The sequence below is a fragment of the Dyadobacter fanqingshengii genome (assembly GCF_023822005.2).
GTDB lineage: Bacteria > Bacteroidota > Bacteroidia > Cytophagales > Spirosomataceae > Dyadobacter > Dyadobacter fanqingshengii.
Genome location: NZ_CP098806.1, coordinates 2,717,373 through 2,733,743, shown reverse-complemented (window position 1 = coordinate 2,733,743; position 16,371 = coordinate 2,717,373). Strand labels below are relative to the sequence as shown.

General features: G+C 47.3%; 9 protein-coding genes. 2 read left to right on the top strand and 7 right to left on the bottom strand.

Annotation, left to right across the window (positions count from 1 at the left end; all coding sequences use genetic code 11):
- From NFI81_RS11400 to NFI81_RS11370, 7 genes are all read right to left on the bottom strand, one after another.
- Entirely contained in the window at nt 1-924 is a 924-nt protein-coding gene (locus tag NFI81_RS11400; RefSeq protein WP_234612315.1) for a glycosyltransferase family 2 protein, read from the bottom strand.
- A 24-nt stretch (nt 925-948) separates the two neighbouring features.
- Nucleotides 949-1,488, bottom strand: a complete 540-nt coding sequence (locus NFI81_RS11395) for an acyltransferase (RefSeq protein ID WP_234612316.1) — start codon at nt 1,486-1,488, stop codon at nt 949-951.
- A 10-nt stretch (nt 1,489-1,498) separates the two neighbouring features.
- The gene (locus NFI81_RS11390; protein WP_234612317.1) at nt 1,499-2,446 is read right to left on the bottom strand and encodes a hypothetical protein; all 948 of its coding nucleotides are present in this window, start codon (nt 2,444-2,446) and stop codon (nt 1,499-1,501) included.
- Nucleotides 2,447-2,456: 10 nt separating this feature from the next.
- On the bottom strand, nt 2,457-3,290 hold the full coding sequence (locus NFI81_RS11385) for a hypothetical protein (protein ID WP_234612318.1): 834 nt from the start codon (nt 3,288-3,290) through the stop codon (nt 2,457-2,459).
- A 5-nt stretch (nt 3,291-3,295) separates the two neighbouring features.
- Complete coding sequence (locus NFI81_RS11380) at nt 3,296-4,603, bottom strand: lipopolysaccharide biosynthesis protein (protein WP_234612319.1); 1,308 nt, start codon at nt 4,601-4,603, stop codon at nt 3,296-3,298.
- Nucleotides 4,604-4,840: 237 nt separating this feature from the next.
- A complete protein-coding gene (locus NFI81_RS11375; protein WP_234612320.1) occupies nt 4,841-7,210 on the bottom strand; it encodes a GumC family protein in 2,370 nt (789 codons plus the stop codon).
- A 41-nt stretch (nt 7,211-7,251) separates the two neighbouring features.
- Nucleotides 7,252-8,058, bottom strand: a complete 807-nt coding sequence (locus tag NFI81_RS11370) for a polysaccharide biosynthesis/export family protein (RefSeq protein ID WP_234612321.1) — start codon at nt 8,056-8,058, stop codon at nt 7,252-7,254.
- A 669-nt stretch (nt 8,059-8,727) separates the two neighbouring features.
- Here NFI81_RS11370 and NFI81_RS11365 point away from each other — a divergent pair.
- Both NFI81_RS11365 and NFI81_RS11360 read left to right on the top strand, forming a co-directional pair.
- Nucleotides 8,728-12,837 carry a hybrid sensor histidine kinase/response regulator transcription factor gene (locus NFI81_RS11365; RefSeq protein WP_234612322.1) on the top strand — a complete coding sequence of 1,370 codons (4,110 nt, stop codon included), beginning with the start codon at nt 8,728-8,730 and terminating at the stop codon, nt 12,835-12,837.
- A 302-nt stretch (nt 12,838-13,139) separates the two neighbouring features.
- Entirely contained in the window at nt 13,140-16,358 is a 3,219-nt protein-coding gene (locus NFI81_RS11360; protein ID WP_234612323.1) for a SusC/RagA family TonB-linked outer membrane protein, read from the top strand.
- Nucleotides 16,359-16,371: the final 13 nt, after the last annotated feature.

Here is a 16,371-nt window from a genome sequence, read left to right as displayed (position 1 = left end):
TTATAAAATTCTTTGTATAGCCCAGGATGGCAAAGTCGAGATCATCGCTTGTGCCAGTCTGATATGCATTTTGTTTTTTGGATAATACGGGCTCTTCATAAATGCGAGCGCCAGGGACTTGTCGCCTCTGCGCAGGCTCATGTTAATGCCCGGGATCAGCTTGGATGACACGAAATCAAATTTTTGCTTCTGATAGCGGGACGGCACGTCGATACTGATCACATTGCGGAGCAACTTGTCAATGGTCAGGCCGCCCGACGTTGCTGCCAGTGGGTGAACCCGGTAACAAGCGAGCTTTTCAGCATGATATGTGAAGCTTCCGCCGTTCACGGCAATTTTCAGGAAAACCTCAAATTCCGGTGTATTAAGGCTTGTGTCAAAGGGGTATTTCAAAAGCAGGTCACGCCTGATCAATGCTGCCGACATGGGTACACTGTTGTTCAAAACGGTGGCTACCGGGTCCGAAACGCGTCCGGGAGGAAGGTCATTGCGGTGGTAAGTAGCATTGGCCTCTTCGGTGTATGCATGCAGGATCCTGCCTTCTTCATCAATAAAATACTGATTGCTGAATGCTACATCCGCACGCTCTGCTTCCAGCTGCTCTGCAAGCGACTGGATAAAGTCGGGCATCAGGATATCGTCGTCCCCGATAATGATCATGTATTTACCGGAAGCGATCTGCACACATTCGTTCCAGTTCCCTGCCAGTCCCAGGTTGTTAATATTCAGGTTGTACGTGAAAAACGGGATTTTTTGCGCCTGTTCCTGGCACCATTCCATTATCTCACGATCGGGCCCGTCCTTTTTTGGATCCTGGGATACGCATATCTCAATGTGCTTATAGGTCTGGTCCAAGCAGCTCTGCACCGATTTTTTCAGATATTCCAGACGCGAATAAGTGGGTATACAAATGGAAATCAGCATAGACATTTTGATTTGGAAAACTCCTTACTGAAATAATCTTTTGTAATCATTTGAATATTTAAAAGCCTTGTTAAAGGCACGTTCGCGTATTTTCCGGGCAGGAACCCCAGCCACCACATCGAACGGATGCACATGCCTGGTTACTACTGCGCCTGCGCCCACCACTGCCGCTTCTCCAACGTTCACACCCGGCAGTATCATGGCTCTTGTCCCGATCCACGCATAACTGCCGATACTCACCGGATGGTCGCGCCCCAGGAAATCGTCTGAATCCATGTCGTGATCTCCTGTCAGGATGCATACTTCATTTGAAATTGATACATTCTCGCCGATCACTATTGTCCCGCGGTTGTCGATCCTGCAATTGGCGTTGACCACCGAATTGCGTCCTATGGTCAGGTTTTTTGCCGAATCAAAGGTGCAGCCCATGAAAATGTGACTGCCGTTTTCAATGTTGAACTGCATCACATTACGGTAATACCACAGCCTGATCCGGTTACTTGGAATATGTTTGATCCAGTGGTTGCACAGGTACAATCTGAATTCTGACAGTAGTCCTTTCATCACTTTTTTGTTAATACCGTTTGTAAAATCTCCCCAGAAAAGTCGCTACTTTCATTTCCAGCTGTTTCAATCCAACATAATAACCGGGATAAAGCCGGACGGCATCATTGGTATTATTCCAATAAGCGCGGTCGGAAAGCGACGGTGGGTTTCCTTTCAGAAAACTCAGCATATAATTCTTTTTCCATGGTTTTGGGCTGCCCGTTGCGTGCGACATCACCTTCCCGCCGTGAACAAAATCCATAGCTTCGGGGCCGTACTCGCTAAGCGGGACCCGGCTGCACATGGCGGCAATGTTCAAGGCATCCTGGTCCTTGGCAAAAAACGGATTGGTACGGTCCAGATCGAAAGTGAAGTCGTTCAAATCCATGTTATAATCTGTCACGGATATCTCTACGAATTTTTTATATAAATGCGCAAATTCCACGTGCTCCCGGCTGATTCCCCAGAAACCCGCATTGATATAAGAATGAATGTGATTGGTAACTTCCAGGTCATTTTTACGGATCAAATCACGCCATAGCACCCGCACCGGATGGGTGGCAGGCATATCGTTATTGGTGATCTCGTGCACGAGCGGAACGCCCAGTGAGAGCCATTGTTCGTAAAAGGACCACCTGCATTTGATGACAATGTCCGGGTCAAAATAGAAGACGCCGGCCACATCGTCCGCAACCTGCTCCATGAGTTCAATGACGAAGCCAGGTTTATAATTGGTAAGATGAAATTCGGTTTTGACGGGAAGGAAATGCACTGTAATCCCTTCCACAGGGGTTATCGTGCTGCAATTTTCCCATTGTAGCACTTTTTCCCTTTTGCCGTTAGCCCACTCGGGAATGCTTCCTTTATAGCCGGCATAGATGTGCCCGGAAAATCCGTTTTTAGACAACGAATTGACCAGTGCGGCTACACCATAATGGTAGTGACCTTCAAAAAGGGTGCATACAGCTATATTCATTTTTAACGGGTTACGTGAGTAAGGTCCTTTTATTATGGATCAAAAAATTGGCGTAGCGATACATGCTTTCCTTCGTCAGGTGAATGCCGTCGACGGTCTGGTAATCATGTACCTGGCCTGATTCGATCCAGTGGTCATTTTCATTATTAAAAAATGCTTTTAATGTGTTTCTCTGATATTCCAGCAATCGGGTGTGGTAAAGGTCCTTGTGCACGGGCATTTCAAAAAATACGATCTGACAGCCTTGTGCGCGGATATAATCCACATGCTTTCCCAGTTCTTCTAAAATATTTTCAAAGTGGTGTGTGTCAATCTGTTCATTGTAAATGCGATAAAATCGGTCGAGCTCTTCCGTATTCAGCCGCCCAAAATCCGGGCTTGCCATTTCCGGCCTCCCCGAATTGGAAAAATGCCTTACCGCCAATTTGATCAGCGAATCGGGCCGGTTTTTTTTCAAAAAAGCAGGGGCAATGCGCCTCATCTTTCTCCATTGTTTTTCCAAAACCCCTGTAAGTTCTTTGTCCGGGCCTTTGAAAATATAGTTTGTCTCGATAAAAACCACTTCCGGCACCTTGCCTGATAATGCAATGATTTCCAGCCCTGCACAACTCCCGGAATACGGGAAGCATAAATTAAATGCTCCGTAGGGCAGGTAATGGTCCAGTTCGCCAATCAGTCCTGAGCCTACGAAAACTCTGTCATAATTACCCTGATACACATATTCCTCACAGCGCTCGATACGGTCGTATGATTTGTAACGGACGGCGGGAAACATACGCAAACCCATATTGTAGCCGATGAACAGGCCAAATGTGGTCAATATAAAAATCGTTACCAGGCTCATGGTTATCATTCTGCCGCTACCAAATGCTTCGTTTTCAAAATTTTAAAGCTGCAAAAAGCCGTGTTGACCAGGAATTGGGCAAATGCTACAATAATGTTGAATATCAAAACGCCTTTCAGGTTTGACACGTCAAGGAGCATAATGCCGGCAATCACCGTAAGCAGGTTCAATCCAATAGAAAAGAAAGGCTGTATGGTCCATCCTCTGCTGGAATAGATCCCGTAAACTGCCCCGCTGATCATTGCCAGCGAACTTCCTGCCATATTCAGCACCAACGCCGTTTCCAGATCGGCATATTCCCTGCCCAAAACAGACAGGATTACCGGTGAGAACAGCCACGAAATGAGCACAATCAGCATTGAAAACATGAAAAGTCCACCCATAATCATCATAAAGCTCAACAAGAGCTTATTCCGGTCCGCATTTAACCGCGCAAATCTAGGAATGACCATGATTGCGAACATGACGTTGAAAAAATTCAAAACCATCGATATCCTGCCCAAGGCCCCTATCTGTGCCACCGCAAATGCGGTACCGGAAAGCGAAACCAACCAGATCACAATCTGGCCGGAATAAGCATAGTAGACTGTCAACGGAAAAATCCGTTTTACCATTTTAAGCATCTCCGCATTCACAGCCGCATCCACCGGTTTGCTGAAATCAGCGAACCGGCCCGCATTCTGTTTCAGCTTAACATTGCCCCAAATCCTGGGTATCCCATTGGCTAGCAATGAAATGAATGTCCAGGGGAAAATGGACAATGAGAGAATGCTCAGTGCAAAGCGTCCGATCCCTACCAACAACTGGTTCACCTGTAAGGACTTGATGTCCTGGTGCAGCCTGGATGGGATTTCCAGGATCGAATCCGATAACCCCGCAGTAAATGCCGGGATCAATGCCGCCGCAATCAGTAAACTCGTAGGCCATCCTGCTCCCTGATGGATCAGGAAAAACAACAGTATGGGAAGCGAAACACACAAGCTTAGCACCGCAAATCTGCGTCTGAGGTAAAGTCCCGTCGACAAAACCGTACCCAATTGCTGCTTGTCCTTCCATACCGGTCCGCCCTGTGAGATGATCGCATTGTTGATCCCACTGTCGGAAAGTACCATCATCGTTCCTAAAACCGTGTTAGCAATGGTATAGTAAGCATATTCTTTCATGGGCAACAACCTGATTATCAGTATGCCTGTTATCAGCCCCATTGCCTGAACAGCCGCCTGCGTTCCTCCGGTGATCGCAATAAGCTTACCCCATTTCACTGCTTTGTCATAAACAGCGTACGTCTGTATTTGTTCTGAAAGTTTTTTCAAGCTGGTTAATGGTTAATACGACAAGACAAATCCCCATTTTACTTGTTGATTTACCTCTAAAAGCTGCAATCAAAACGGATCCAGACGACCGCTCATATTCGAAAGCGGACGTTTCCAAAATACTCTCGCATGTAACCTTCGCACAACCCCCCAGTTGCACTGCACATCGAAATAAACATTCCGCTTAATTTGATAACGTAGCTATTTATACGTTTCTCAAAGTCTTTACCATTTTTATCAAAACATGCCGGTCAGCTTCTTCAGGGTTTTGAATCCGAAGCCGGTGTCCTGCACATCTTCTGTATGATATCCATAAGCATTTCCACCTGAGCCATACACATAACCGTAGCCAAAGGCGTAGTCGACACCATTGTAGATCAGGCTGAGATTAGCGAACCGTTTGGTGCGCTGCAATTCCTTAATGTGTTTCAGGTGATCCAGAAGCGTGTGATTGAATCTTACGACATACAATGTGGCGTCCACATGTTCCGAGATCAGTGCGGCGTCCGTTACCAATCCGTAAGGTGGTGAGTCTATCAAAATGTAATCATATCGCTCGCGCAGCTCGGCAATCAGTTCGGGTAAACGGCCATTGCTTAGTAATTCCGACGGATTGGGAGGCAAAGGGCCGCAGGACAACACATCAAACTGAGGGTGCAGGCCGGACGGCTGGATAAGCTCATCAAGATTTTTCTGCCCAACCAGGTAATTGGATGCGCCCTTCTTGTTTGTAATTTCCAATCGGTTGTGCAGGGAGGGTTTGCGAAGGTCCAATCCGATGAGGATCACCCGCTTATCCGACGATGCCAGACTTACAGCAAGATTGATACTGATAAAACTTTTCCCTTCGCTGCTGATCGAAGAGGTGAGCATAATGGTTCGACAGCTGCCATCCCCCATATATTGAAGGTTGGTGCGCAGCGCCCGGAATTGCTCAGCCACGGCACTTCTGCTGGTAACTTTGATGATGGACTCGGCCGGGTTCCTTCCTTTTCCTTTCATCATCCCGATTTCCGCAAGAATAGATGTATGCGTGATCCTCTCCACCTCTTCCCGGTTTTGCACCGTGCTGTTCAGCATGAAAATCAGGTTGATCAGGATCAGCGGGATCACCAGGCCGGCCAATCCCGCGCCTAGCCAGATTACCGAGCGTTTGGGTTTTACAGGCATGTAGGAAGAGATCGGGGCATCGATTAACCGGCTGTCTGTCACCGTGGAAGCGTAAGCCAGTGCGGTTTCTTCTCTTTTTTGGAGCAGATACAGGTAAAGATTTTCTTTAATGGTCTGCTGTCTTTTGATCCCTACATATTCTCTTTCTTTCTTGGGAATGCTGCTCAGGCCAGACGAAAACTTGGTGTTGATACCATTGAGGTTTTCCTTGGTAGCAGCCATCCCGCGTTTAAGGTTCTGGACGTTTTCCTGAATGGCCTGCCTGGTCTGGTCCATTTGCGTGTTAACCGTTTCAAACAGAGGGTTTTCCACCTGTGTGATCCTTGCGTAGCGCTCGCGCTGGAGGCTTAGATCGTTAAATTTCGTAAGTAAGGATACCAGGATCGGGTCGTCGATCATGTAAGTGGCCGGGGCAGGGGCGCCTTCTCCGGCATTCTGGATATAATGGTCAACGCTTTCCAGTACTTTTATCTGCGTTTCGATCTCGTTCAGCTTGCTGTCATTCTCTTTGATGTTTTCGAGAAACAACTGAGATTCAGCACTTATGTCGGTAAGTCCTTTTGATTTTTTGTAAACTTCAACATCTTTCTCCACCTCGCTAAGCTCTCCCGTGATCAGCCCAAGGCGGCTTTCGATAAATTTAAGTGTGTTGGAAGCTTCGCTGTTTTTATCATTCAAAGATGACTGCACATACACGTCAAGCAGCTTGTTGAGAATATCTTTTGACTTTTGAACCGAGGTATCTTCGAAACTCAGTTCCAGCAATGTGCTTTGCGGGTAAAGAACACCTACCGTGAGCCTGCCCAGCATGCCACGGGTCAATGACTGCGGATTGTGAAACTGGACCTCCACCTCAGGATAAGCGGAAGCCATCACTTTATGCACAAAGAAAAGCCCCCAGGCCGTGCGTATTTGTGTGCCCAAGCGATAATATTCCGACCCATTGTTGACGCGAAAAAATCCGGCACTATCCGTGTTGATGATCAGCGGATGCGCATAAGCATAATCGGTAACGATCTGAGCATCAATCTTGATCGGGCTTTGTCCATACAGGTCGATCGTTTTCAGCCCGTCTTTTGTCTGGAAAGAAATGTCCAGTTTGAGCTGCTTCACGACCATTCCCATGAGCAATTGCGATTTGAGGATACCAATCTCATTTTCAAGGACTTTATTACCATTGAACTGAGACATTTCCTTCATGATGGTTTCCTCGGGCCCCACCTGCGTTTTATTGTCTTTGATCAGCAGGGTTGTTTGGGAGATATAAGTCGGTTGTGTGATAATCAGGTATAAGTATGCTGCTCCCAGGCATAGAGGAATGGTGAGGAAAAACAAATACCAATAGTGCAGATAGCGGCGCAGATAAGCCTTAAGATCAAATTTTTCGCGAGGCCCCTCGTGAAGTTGGGTAGGATGCGTAGAGTTTTTGTAATTCATATCATTAAGGTTATAAAGTGCGGTTGCCTGTATAGCAATCTTTAAATGAAACGGAATAATACAACACTAAGCGCGGTTACGATGCCTAACACAATGGGAACCACTTGAAAACCCCTGTTATTGGCACTCATCTTGGCCTTGGTAGGCTCAATGTAAACCAGGTCGTTCTTATGCATATAGTAAAAGGGAGAGGAGAAGATATCCCTGGAAGTAAGGTCTACGCGGACGTATTCCCGTTTGCCGTTTTCCTCCCGTATAATCATGATATTTTCGCGCCTCCCGTAAATGGTAAGGTCTCCGGCGAGGCTCAGCACCTCTGGCAGGGTGATTTTTTCGTTGGGAATGTTGTAGACGGCGGGGCGGTTTACTTCGCCGAGCACTGAGACTTTGAAGTTGAGATTGTGAATGATTACGGACGGCTCTTTAAGATAGCGGTTCAGCTTCTTGCGCACCAGGTCGGCGGCAGCTTCGGTTTCGAGCCCCTCCACGGTGATCTTGCCGATCATTGGCAATTCTACACAGCCATCATTACGTACCAGGTAGCCGAATGGCTGCATGGAAGGGGCACCGCTGCTTCCGTAACTCATACTTGATGAACTTCGCTGATTGGCCGCGTTGAAGATCTCATTTGCTTCCTGGCTGAGACTCCCCACAATGATTGAAAGCATATCCCCTTTCTGAATCGTAGGCGTGTAGACCTGTCCCACTTCTCCGGCAGAGTATCTCAGAGAGTCTCCTTGGAAATATACAATTTTCTTAGGCGATACGCAGGATTCGGAACTACCTAAGAACAATAATCCGGCACAATAAAGACAGATCAGTTTTAGTAACTGAGGGCGTGTGATCATAAAGGTTGATTCAAATAATAAAGAGGGTTGAGTTTTAATCCAGTACTAAGTTAAAGTAAAGTTTTCGAAATTAAAATTAGGTTAAAGAATTATTTGACAAATATACTTTTGATAACTAGCTTGATTTTGTATTTAAATTTTGTTGAACAAATAACTTTTTTGCATCTCAGGACAAAATACTTGTAGGTGTCGCAATAGAATTCATTGTCGAATAAAATGCGGCCGCTAGAAACTATTTTTATCTGAGATTTCGATCATTTCACTTTAATATTACTACGACCTCATAAAGGATTAATCCAATAGAACCGCTTTGTACTACATAAAATTTTGTAAATTGTACTTTTCAGGCCATTAAATGGCTTTAACTCATGCCTTTTTTTGTAACTACCTGAATGCGATGCGTGTATAAAATCAGACGATCTCTCAAAATGTCTGGTAGGATCTGCCCTGTAAATTTTCCCAAACCACTTATTCTACGCTGAAAAAAAACTTAGTAAACGGCAAAAAAAACATTGAATTTTTTTTGACTGTGGAGAAACTAGATGGTAGCATTTACAGAAAATATTCTTGAAGGTTGTCATGTCGCAACACCACCGTGAACATTATGTAAGAAGTAAGGCAAAAGATTCGTTTTTTTGTGTGATGCGAAGTTGCTTTTGGTGTTTTTGTTTGATCATAGCCGGTGTGCTGGGATGGGTGGAGAAGGGCACGGCCCAGTCCAATGAATATCAGTTTGCGCGCTATAACACGGAACGCGGACTGTCACACAATCAGGTTAACTGCTTTTTGAAGGACAGCCAGGGTTTCGTATGGATCGGCACTGCGAATGGTCTGAACAGGTTCGATGGCTATTCTTTCAGGGTTTTTAAGCACATCCAGGGTGATTCCACCACCATTTCCGATCACCGAATCAATGCCATCTTTGAAGATCCGCAGGGCTTTATATGGATTAACACGCAGCTGGGTTTTGATATTTACGACCCGATAGCCGAGCGCATTGACCATAATGCGGATTTGGCTGCCAAAAGATTGGGACTCCCCGACGCGAATTTCAGCCGCATTATCAAAACCCGATCCGGCGATTATTGGATTAATCACAACCGGCTGGGTTTGCTGAAATATCTTACGCGTTCGAAAAAGCTGATTAAGGTCAAATTTAGTCCTTCCGAAGACTCGTCTGCGCCCGCCAAAAGGCTGATCTCTGATTTTGACGAGGACGCCCAAGGCAACCTCTGGGTGGTGTGCGACGACGGTTTCCTGGCCCGCGTGCATGCCCGCACGCATACGGTGGACGTACAAAGCGCGTTGTTGCAAAACCGCAACCTGGGCAACTTGTCCAATCATAAGGTTTTCGTAGACGATGACGGCGAGCCGTGGGTGTATGTGGTGAAAGCCGCATTAGGCGCATTTTATTTTGATTTCAAAAACAACACATTACGCATTGCAAATACCGCTGGTCCTGATTTCCGTCTGAGCAATAACACGGTCAGTGCAATGGTCACGGGCCCGGATGGACGCATCTGGATGGGCACCGATCATGGTGGAATTAATGTGGTAGATAAAAAACGCGGGACTGTTTCCACGTTATTGTTCAATCCCGGTGACCCAAGAACGATCAGCCAAAATAGCATTCAGGCATTATACAAAGATCCGACGGGCATGATCTGGGCGGGGACATTCAAGAAGGGCTTTTGCAGTTACCATAAAAATATATTCAAATTTTCGCTCATTCAGCACGCACCGGGTGATCCGCGAAGCCTGCCTTTTGACGACGTAAATATGTTTGTGGAAGATCAGAAAGGCAACCTGTGGCTGGGTATGAATGGTGGCGGTTTGATTTATTTTGACCGCAAAAACAACAGCTTCCGGCAATACAAGCATGTTCCGGGCGATTCCAAAAGTTTGAGTAACAATGTGATTGTCAGTTTATTCCTGGACAAAAGCAATGTGCTGTGGATAGGAACCTATTTTGGCGGGCTTAACAGTTTCGACGGCAAATCCTTTACCCGCTATTTGCACGATCCGGCAGATTCCACAAGCCTGATTGACGACCGCGTTTGGGAAATATTTGAAGATTCCCAAAAACGACTGTGGGTAGGCACGCTGGCGGATGGCCTCGATTTGTTTGACCGAAACAAAAAGACATTCCGTCATTACCGGCGACTGGCACCGAACTCCGTGAGCTCGGACTATATTTCGGCTATGCTCGAAGACAAGCATGGTAACCTGTGGATCGGCACCGCAAACGGGATTGACGTTTTGATGCGGCAAACGGGGCGTTTTGTACATTATGCAAACAAACCGGGAGACGTCACCAGCCTGAGCAGTGACGCGGTTACTTCAATGGCGCAGGACAGTTTCGGCAACATCTGGATCGGGACTTCCGAAGGCCTTAACCGCTATGATGCCCGCAGCAATGCATTTGTGGCCTATAACACAAGTCACGGCCTGCCGGACAACTCGATATTGACCGTGGCCGTCGACGGAATGCAAAATTTATGGCTTGGTACGCCAAAAGGATTGGTCAACATCAACATTCCAAAGCGTAAGGGGGGCTTACCAGCTGCAATCCAGGTGCGGACCTTTAATGAAGTTGACGGCTTGCAGGGTAGGGGTTTTAATGAAAATGCCGCGCTCCGGCTGCAATCAGGCGAAATGGTTTTTGGAGGTGCCAATGGATTTTCCATTTTTAATCCAAAACAAATTACCAGCGAGCGCACCGCGACCACGGTTATGCTCACCGATTTCCAGATTTTTAATAAAAGCGTCCAGCCCGGCGAGTTATTTGGCGGGGATGCAGTGCTGACAAAATCGGTTTCCCTCACAGACCGCATTGTATTGAAATATAGCCAGAATGTGTTCACCATCGAGTTCGCGGCGCTGAATTTCCTGCATCCCGAGAAAAACCATTACTTGTACACATTGAAGGGATTCAACGAACAATGGTTTGAAGCCGACAATACACGAAAAGTAACTTACACCAACCTCGATCCGGGGACTTATGTTTTCAAGGTAAAAATGAAAGAAGGCGGTGCCTCCACGGAGCGAAGCCTGCGCGTGGTGATCCTGCCGCCCTTCTGGCGGACGCCCTGGGCCTACTTGCTTTATTTCCTTGTTGCTGCCGGTGCATTGATGATCGCGCGCTGGGTGCTGCTCGAACGCGCACGAATGAATTTTAAACTCGAACAAGAGCGTCATTATGCCCTGCAATTGCACGAGCTGGATATGATGAAGATCCGGTTTTTTACCAATGTAAGCCATGAATTCCGTACGCCGCTTACACTCATGCTGACGCCGCTCGAAAACCTGCTCAAAACCATCCGGTCGGACCACGCCGTGCACAGGCAATTATCCCTGGTGCACCGGAATGCGCAGCGGCTGTTTAATCTGGTGACCCAAATGCTCGATTTTAAAAAGCTGGAAGTGGAAGAAACGCAGTTCCGGCCGGAACGGGGTGATATAGTGCGGTTCCTTCGCCAAATTGCGCAGACTTTCTCGGACTTGTCTGAGCATAAGCACATTCGTTATCGCTTTGAAAGTGAGTTAACATCGCGCTACGCGGATTTTGACCAGGATAAATTGTCCAAAGTCATGTATAACCTGCTGTCCAATGCATTCAAATTCACGCCTGAAAAAGGCCAGGTTACGGTTCAATTGCGGATTGTGGATCAGGATGACAGCGAAACTCTGGAAATCAGTGTTGCGGATTCGGGGATCGGCATCCCGCCCGTTGCGCAGGCCAAGGTTTTTGAGAGGTTTTACCAGCATCCGATGCCCGACCACATTATGAACCAGGGAAGCGGCATTGGCCTTGCCATTGCGTGGGAATTTGTGAGAATGCACGGGGGAACCATTGATCTGGAAAGCGCCGTGGGCAAAGGCAGCACATTTACAGTCACATTGCCCTTGCAGGAAAGCCCGTCACGGATTCATGCATTGCCAGCGGCCGAAGCTTTGCCTGTTTTGGAAGCTGGCCTGGAAATAGACCTGCCTTCGGAAAAACCGGTCAAAAACAAGCCACTCGTGCTGATGGTGGAAGACAATGATGAGTTCAGGGTTTATTTAAAAGAGGTATTTCAAAAAGAATACGACATTCTGGAAGCGCCTAACGGCAAAATCGGATTGGAAATAACATTGGAACAAATTCCGGACCTGATCGTGAGCGACGTAATGATGCCCGAAATGGATGGGATCGAACTTTGTCGGATCATCAAAACCGACCGGCGCATTTCACACATTCCGGTGGTGTTGCTTACGGCCCGGGCGGAGGAAGAGCAGCAATTGCAGGGTTATCAAACCGGCGCCGATGCCTATGTGACCAAGCCCTTTCGCCTGGACATTTTGCAGGTGCGGATCGCGAACCTGATCCGCCAGCGCGAACAGTTGCAGCAGCAATTCCAGCAGCACGTGGAAATCCGGCCTAGCGAGGTTGCCATACGGTCGCTGGACGAGCAGTTCGTGAACAGCGCCGTAAAAGTGGTGGAAGCCAACCTGGCCAATGCCGAGTTCACGGTAGAGGAGCTGAGCGAGGCGATGTCAATGAGCCGAATGTATTTGTATAAAAAAATTCTGTCACTTACGGGCAAAACACCCATTGAATTTATCCGCATTATCCGCATCCGGAGAGGCGCCAGCCTACTGGAAAAAAGCCAGCTTTCCATTTCCGAAATCGCTTACCAGATCGGTTTCAACAACCCCAAATACTTCGCGAAACTCTTTAAAGAGGAGTATAATATGCTTCCGACAGCCTATCGTAAAGAGCACCTCGGCCAGGAATAGTACAACAGATCATTTTGATACTAACATATCCCGGGCATACGCCTGCTCATCACCTGCTCAACTTCTTTTTTGAAATATCCACCCTGAAATGCATTGAGAGGTGAAAATATGGTGTGATTTTCTGTCTGAGTTTACAAATGAACCCCTATTTGTAAACATTTGGATCCCTTGCTGATTGTTTTTTAAAGACACATTTGTCCAACTATTCATTCGATTTATACCAAATCCGTGGCTTTACCCAGGAGTATCGGAAAAGTATAAATCGGAGGTGAACAAATAGTCACTTTATAAAATCAAACAACATGCAACAAAATTTGTACGAAACAAGGCGGGTAAGTCGCAGCTTGCATTTCCTCGCCGGGTTGCTACGACCTCTTCTTTTAACATTGGGGATCATGGGCGCAGGGCTGGGTGCCTTTGCGCAGAGCGATGCGAAGAAAACAGTTACCGGTACGGTGGTTTCGGTGGACGGCGATGACGGAATTCCAGGCGCGAGCGTGGTAGTGAAAGGGACCTCTAACGGTACAACTACGAATACTGCGGGTGAATTTTCGATTGAGGCGGCTTCGGGAAATACATTGGTGATTTCATTTATCGGGTATGTGACACAGGAAATTCCGGTAGGGAACAAAACGAAAATCGACGTAAGATTGCAGGAAAGCATTGCTGCGCTGGACGAAGTGGTGGTAGTTGGATACGGGGAAATGAAGAAAACGGATGTTTCCAGCTCCCAGGTTACCGTTTCAGGCAAAGATTTGAGCAAAACCATTAATACTTCGCTTGAACAAGGCTTGCAAGGCCGTGCTGCTAACGTAATGGTGCAGCAGAATTCGGGTCAGCCGGGTGCGGCTCCTTCTGTTCTGATACGCGGGCTGAGCTCACTGACAGGTACAACGCAGCCATTGTATGTGATCGATGGTGTGCAGATCAAGCCGGATAATATGAAGGATGATCCCAACAATCGCCCGACGGGTTTTTCCAATATTCTTTCGAGCATTAACCCGGACGATATCGAGACGATCAACGTTTTGCAAGGGCCTTCTGCCACAGCGATTTATGGTGCGGTGGGAGCCAATGGTGTTGTTATGATCACTACAAAACGCGGTAAAGCTGGCGAAGCGAAAATTACATTCAACTCACTGCTTACATTGCAGTCTGAGCCTAAGCACATTGATGTTATGAACCTGCGCGAATACGCGCAATTCCGTAATGAAGCGGCTGGTGTGGGTAGTACGGCTACTGAGCCTCAATTTGCAGATCCTTCCGTATTGGGCGAGGGAACGGACTGGCAGGGCGCCCTTTTCCGTCCGACCACTTTGCAGAAGTACTCGGTAGGATTGAGCGGCGGTACGGAAAAATCGACCTATTATCTTTCAGGCGAATATTTCAATCAAAAAGGGATTGTGGAAGGCTCTGGTTTCAAGCGCTATAATGGTCGTTTAAACCTGGAAAACCAGACGCGTAACTGGCTGAAAATCGGCGCGAATGTAAACGTTGGTATCACTGAGGAAAAAGTAAATACGAACAACGGAGGCATTATCCAGCTTGCATTGGACCAAAACCCAAGTGTGCCGGTAACCAATCCGGATGGCAGCTGGGGCGGACCTGTTTCTACGCAGTTCCAGTTCACCAACCCGGTTATGATCTCTAAAATTTATAACGATTATAACCGCCGCACATCCATTCTGGGAAGCCTTTTTGCAGATGTGAAGCTATTGAAAAACCTGACGTGGCACACAGAAGTGAACGGAAGCGGTGAGTTTTTGAAATACTATTCATTCCACCCGTCTTATACCATTGGCGGATATGTAGTGTCACAGGATGCCGCTACGTCCGTTCGTTCGGTGAACACCAATAACTGGTGGAGCTTGCACAGCCGTTTGACCTATGATTTGAAATTGGGCAAACACGACGTTAACATTATGGCTGGCCACGAGGCGCAGGCATTCACTTATGAATCGCTCACAGCATCTCGTAAGAAGTTCATTACCAACACCATTGAAGAACTTTCGGGTGGTGACGCATCGGTTATTTCCAATGTAAGCAACAACAGCGGCAAGGGCGCAGGCTCACGCGAATCGTATTTTGCGCGTGTGAATTACAGCTTTATGGAGCGCTACATTGTGCAGGGAACTTACCGGATGGATGGTTCTTCGGCATTCCGCGACGGACGTCGCTGGGGCAACTTCCCGGCCGTTTCGGTTGCATGGCGCGTATCAGAAGAGCCTTTCCTGAAAAGCGTGAATGCGATCAACGACCTGAAACTGAGATTTGAAATCGGTCGCTCTGGTAACCAGGGAAGCGGTGGCAACGCCATTTATTCAACACTTCAAACGGTTCCAACAGGCTGGGGAACAGGCTTTTTGGCTTCCAACTTTGCAAATGAATTCCTGACATGGGAAAAAGATGATGTGATCAATGGAGGTTTGGACCTGCACATGTTCAGCAACCGCGTAGAGCTGATCGTGGATGCGTACATTAAGAACATTACGAGCCTGATCACAGTGAACTCTTATCCATTCACTTATGGCGGTGACATTGCTTACTCACCGGGATATCTGAGCTGGCCTGCGGTAAATGCTGGTTCCATGAAAAACCGTGGTGTGGGCTTCACGCTGAATACGGTGAACATTGACAAAGGGGGTTTTTATTGGAGAACAGGGGTAAACCTTTCATTCGACCGTAATAAAGTAACCTCGCTTTTGAACCCGATCACGCCGATCTGGAATGCAACTTCGGTTGGTTTTAAAACAGAAGTAGGACAACCTGCCAGTATGCTGACCGGCTACATTGCCGATGGTCTTTACCAGGATGCGAACGACATCAAAAACCACGCGATCCAGACTTCAAACGGCGAGCTGACAGTCAATCCGCAAACAGGCAGCTGGGTAGGGGATACCAAATTCAAAGACCTGAATGGCGACGGCGTTATCGATGCGGAGGACCGCACCGTGATCGGAAATCCATGGCCGAAGTTCACATTGGGTTTTAATAACAATATGACCTACAAAAACTTCGAGCTGAATGCATTCATGACCGGAAGTTTCAAGAATGACATCCTTAACTATCCACGTTATCGTGCAGAAGTGCCGGGTAATGGGGGTGTATTTGGAAATCAGTGGAAATCGGTTGCCAACTATGCCCGCCCAAGCAGCTATGCAGTGGGCGATGCTGAAACCGTGACGCTTACCAATCCAGGCCATGTCATCCCGCGTATTGCACCGGGTGACCCGAACGGAAACAACCGGATGAGTACCAATTTCATTGAAGACGGCAGCTACGTGCGTTTGAAGAACATTACATTAAGCTACAACTTTCCGAAATCGTTGCTGAAAGACCTCTTCATTCGCGGATTGAAAGCTTCGGTAGGAGCGCAAAACCTGTTTACCATTACCAAATACAAAGGTTATGACCCTGAGATCGGGATGGTGAATTATGGTGGAACTGTGATGGCGGGTGTGGATACAGGCCGTTACCCATCGGTTCGCATGTATTCTTTCGGTTTGACGGCTGATTTCTAATCATTTTAATTTC

Bases quoted from the DNA above. Each gene is read 5' to 3' on its own strand.
- NFI81_RS11390 (WP_234612317.1), bottom strand. From the start codon at position 2,446: ATGAATATAGCTGTATGCACCCTTTTTGAAGGTCACTACCATTATGGT.
- NFI81_RS11360 (WP_234612323.1), top strand. From the start codon at position 13,140: ATGCAACAAAATTTGTACGAAACAAGGCGGGTAAGTCGCAGCTTGCAT.
- NFI81_RS11385 (WP_234612318.1), bottom strand. From the start codon at position 3,290: ATGAGCCTGGTAACGATTTTTATATTGACCACATTTGGCCTGTTCATC.
- NFI81_RS11400 (WP_234612315.1), bottom strand. From the start codon at position 924: ATGCTGATTTCCATTTGTATACCCACTTATTCGCGTCTGGAATATCTG.
- NFI81_RS11395 (WP_234612316.1), bottom strand. From the start codon at position 1,488: ATGAAAGGACTACTGTCAGAATTCAGATTGTACCTGTGCAACCACTGG.
- NFI81_RS11370 (WP_234612321.1), bottom strand. From the start codon at position 8,058: ATGATCACACGCCCTCAGTTACTAAAACTGATCTGTCTTTATTGTGCC.
- NFI81_RS11375 (WP_234612320.1), bottom strand. From the start codon at position 7,210: ATGAATTACAAAAACTCTACGCATCCTACCCAACTTCACGAGGGGCCT.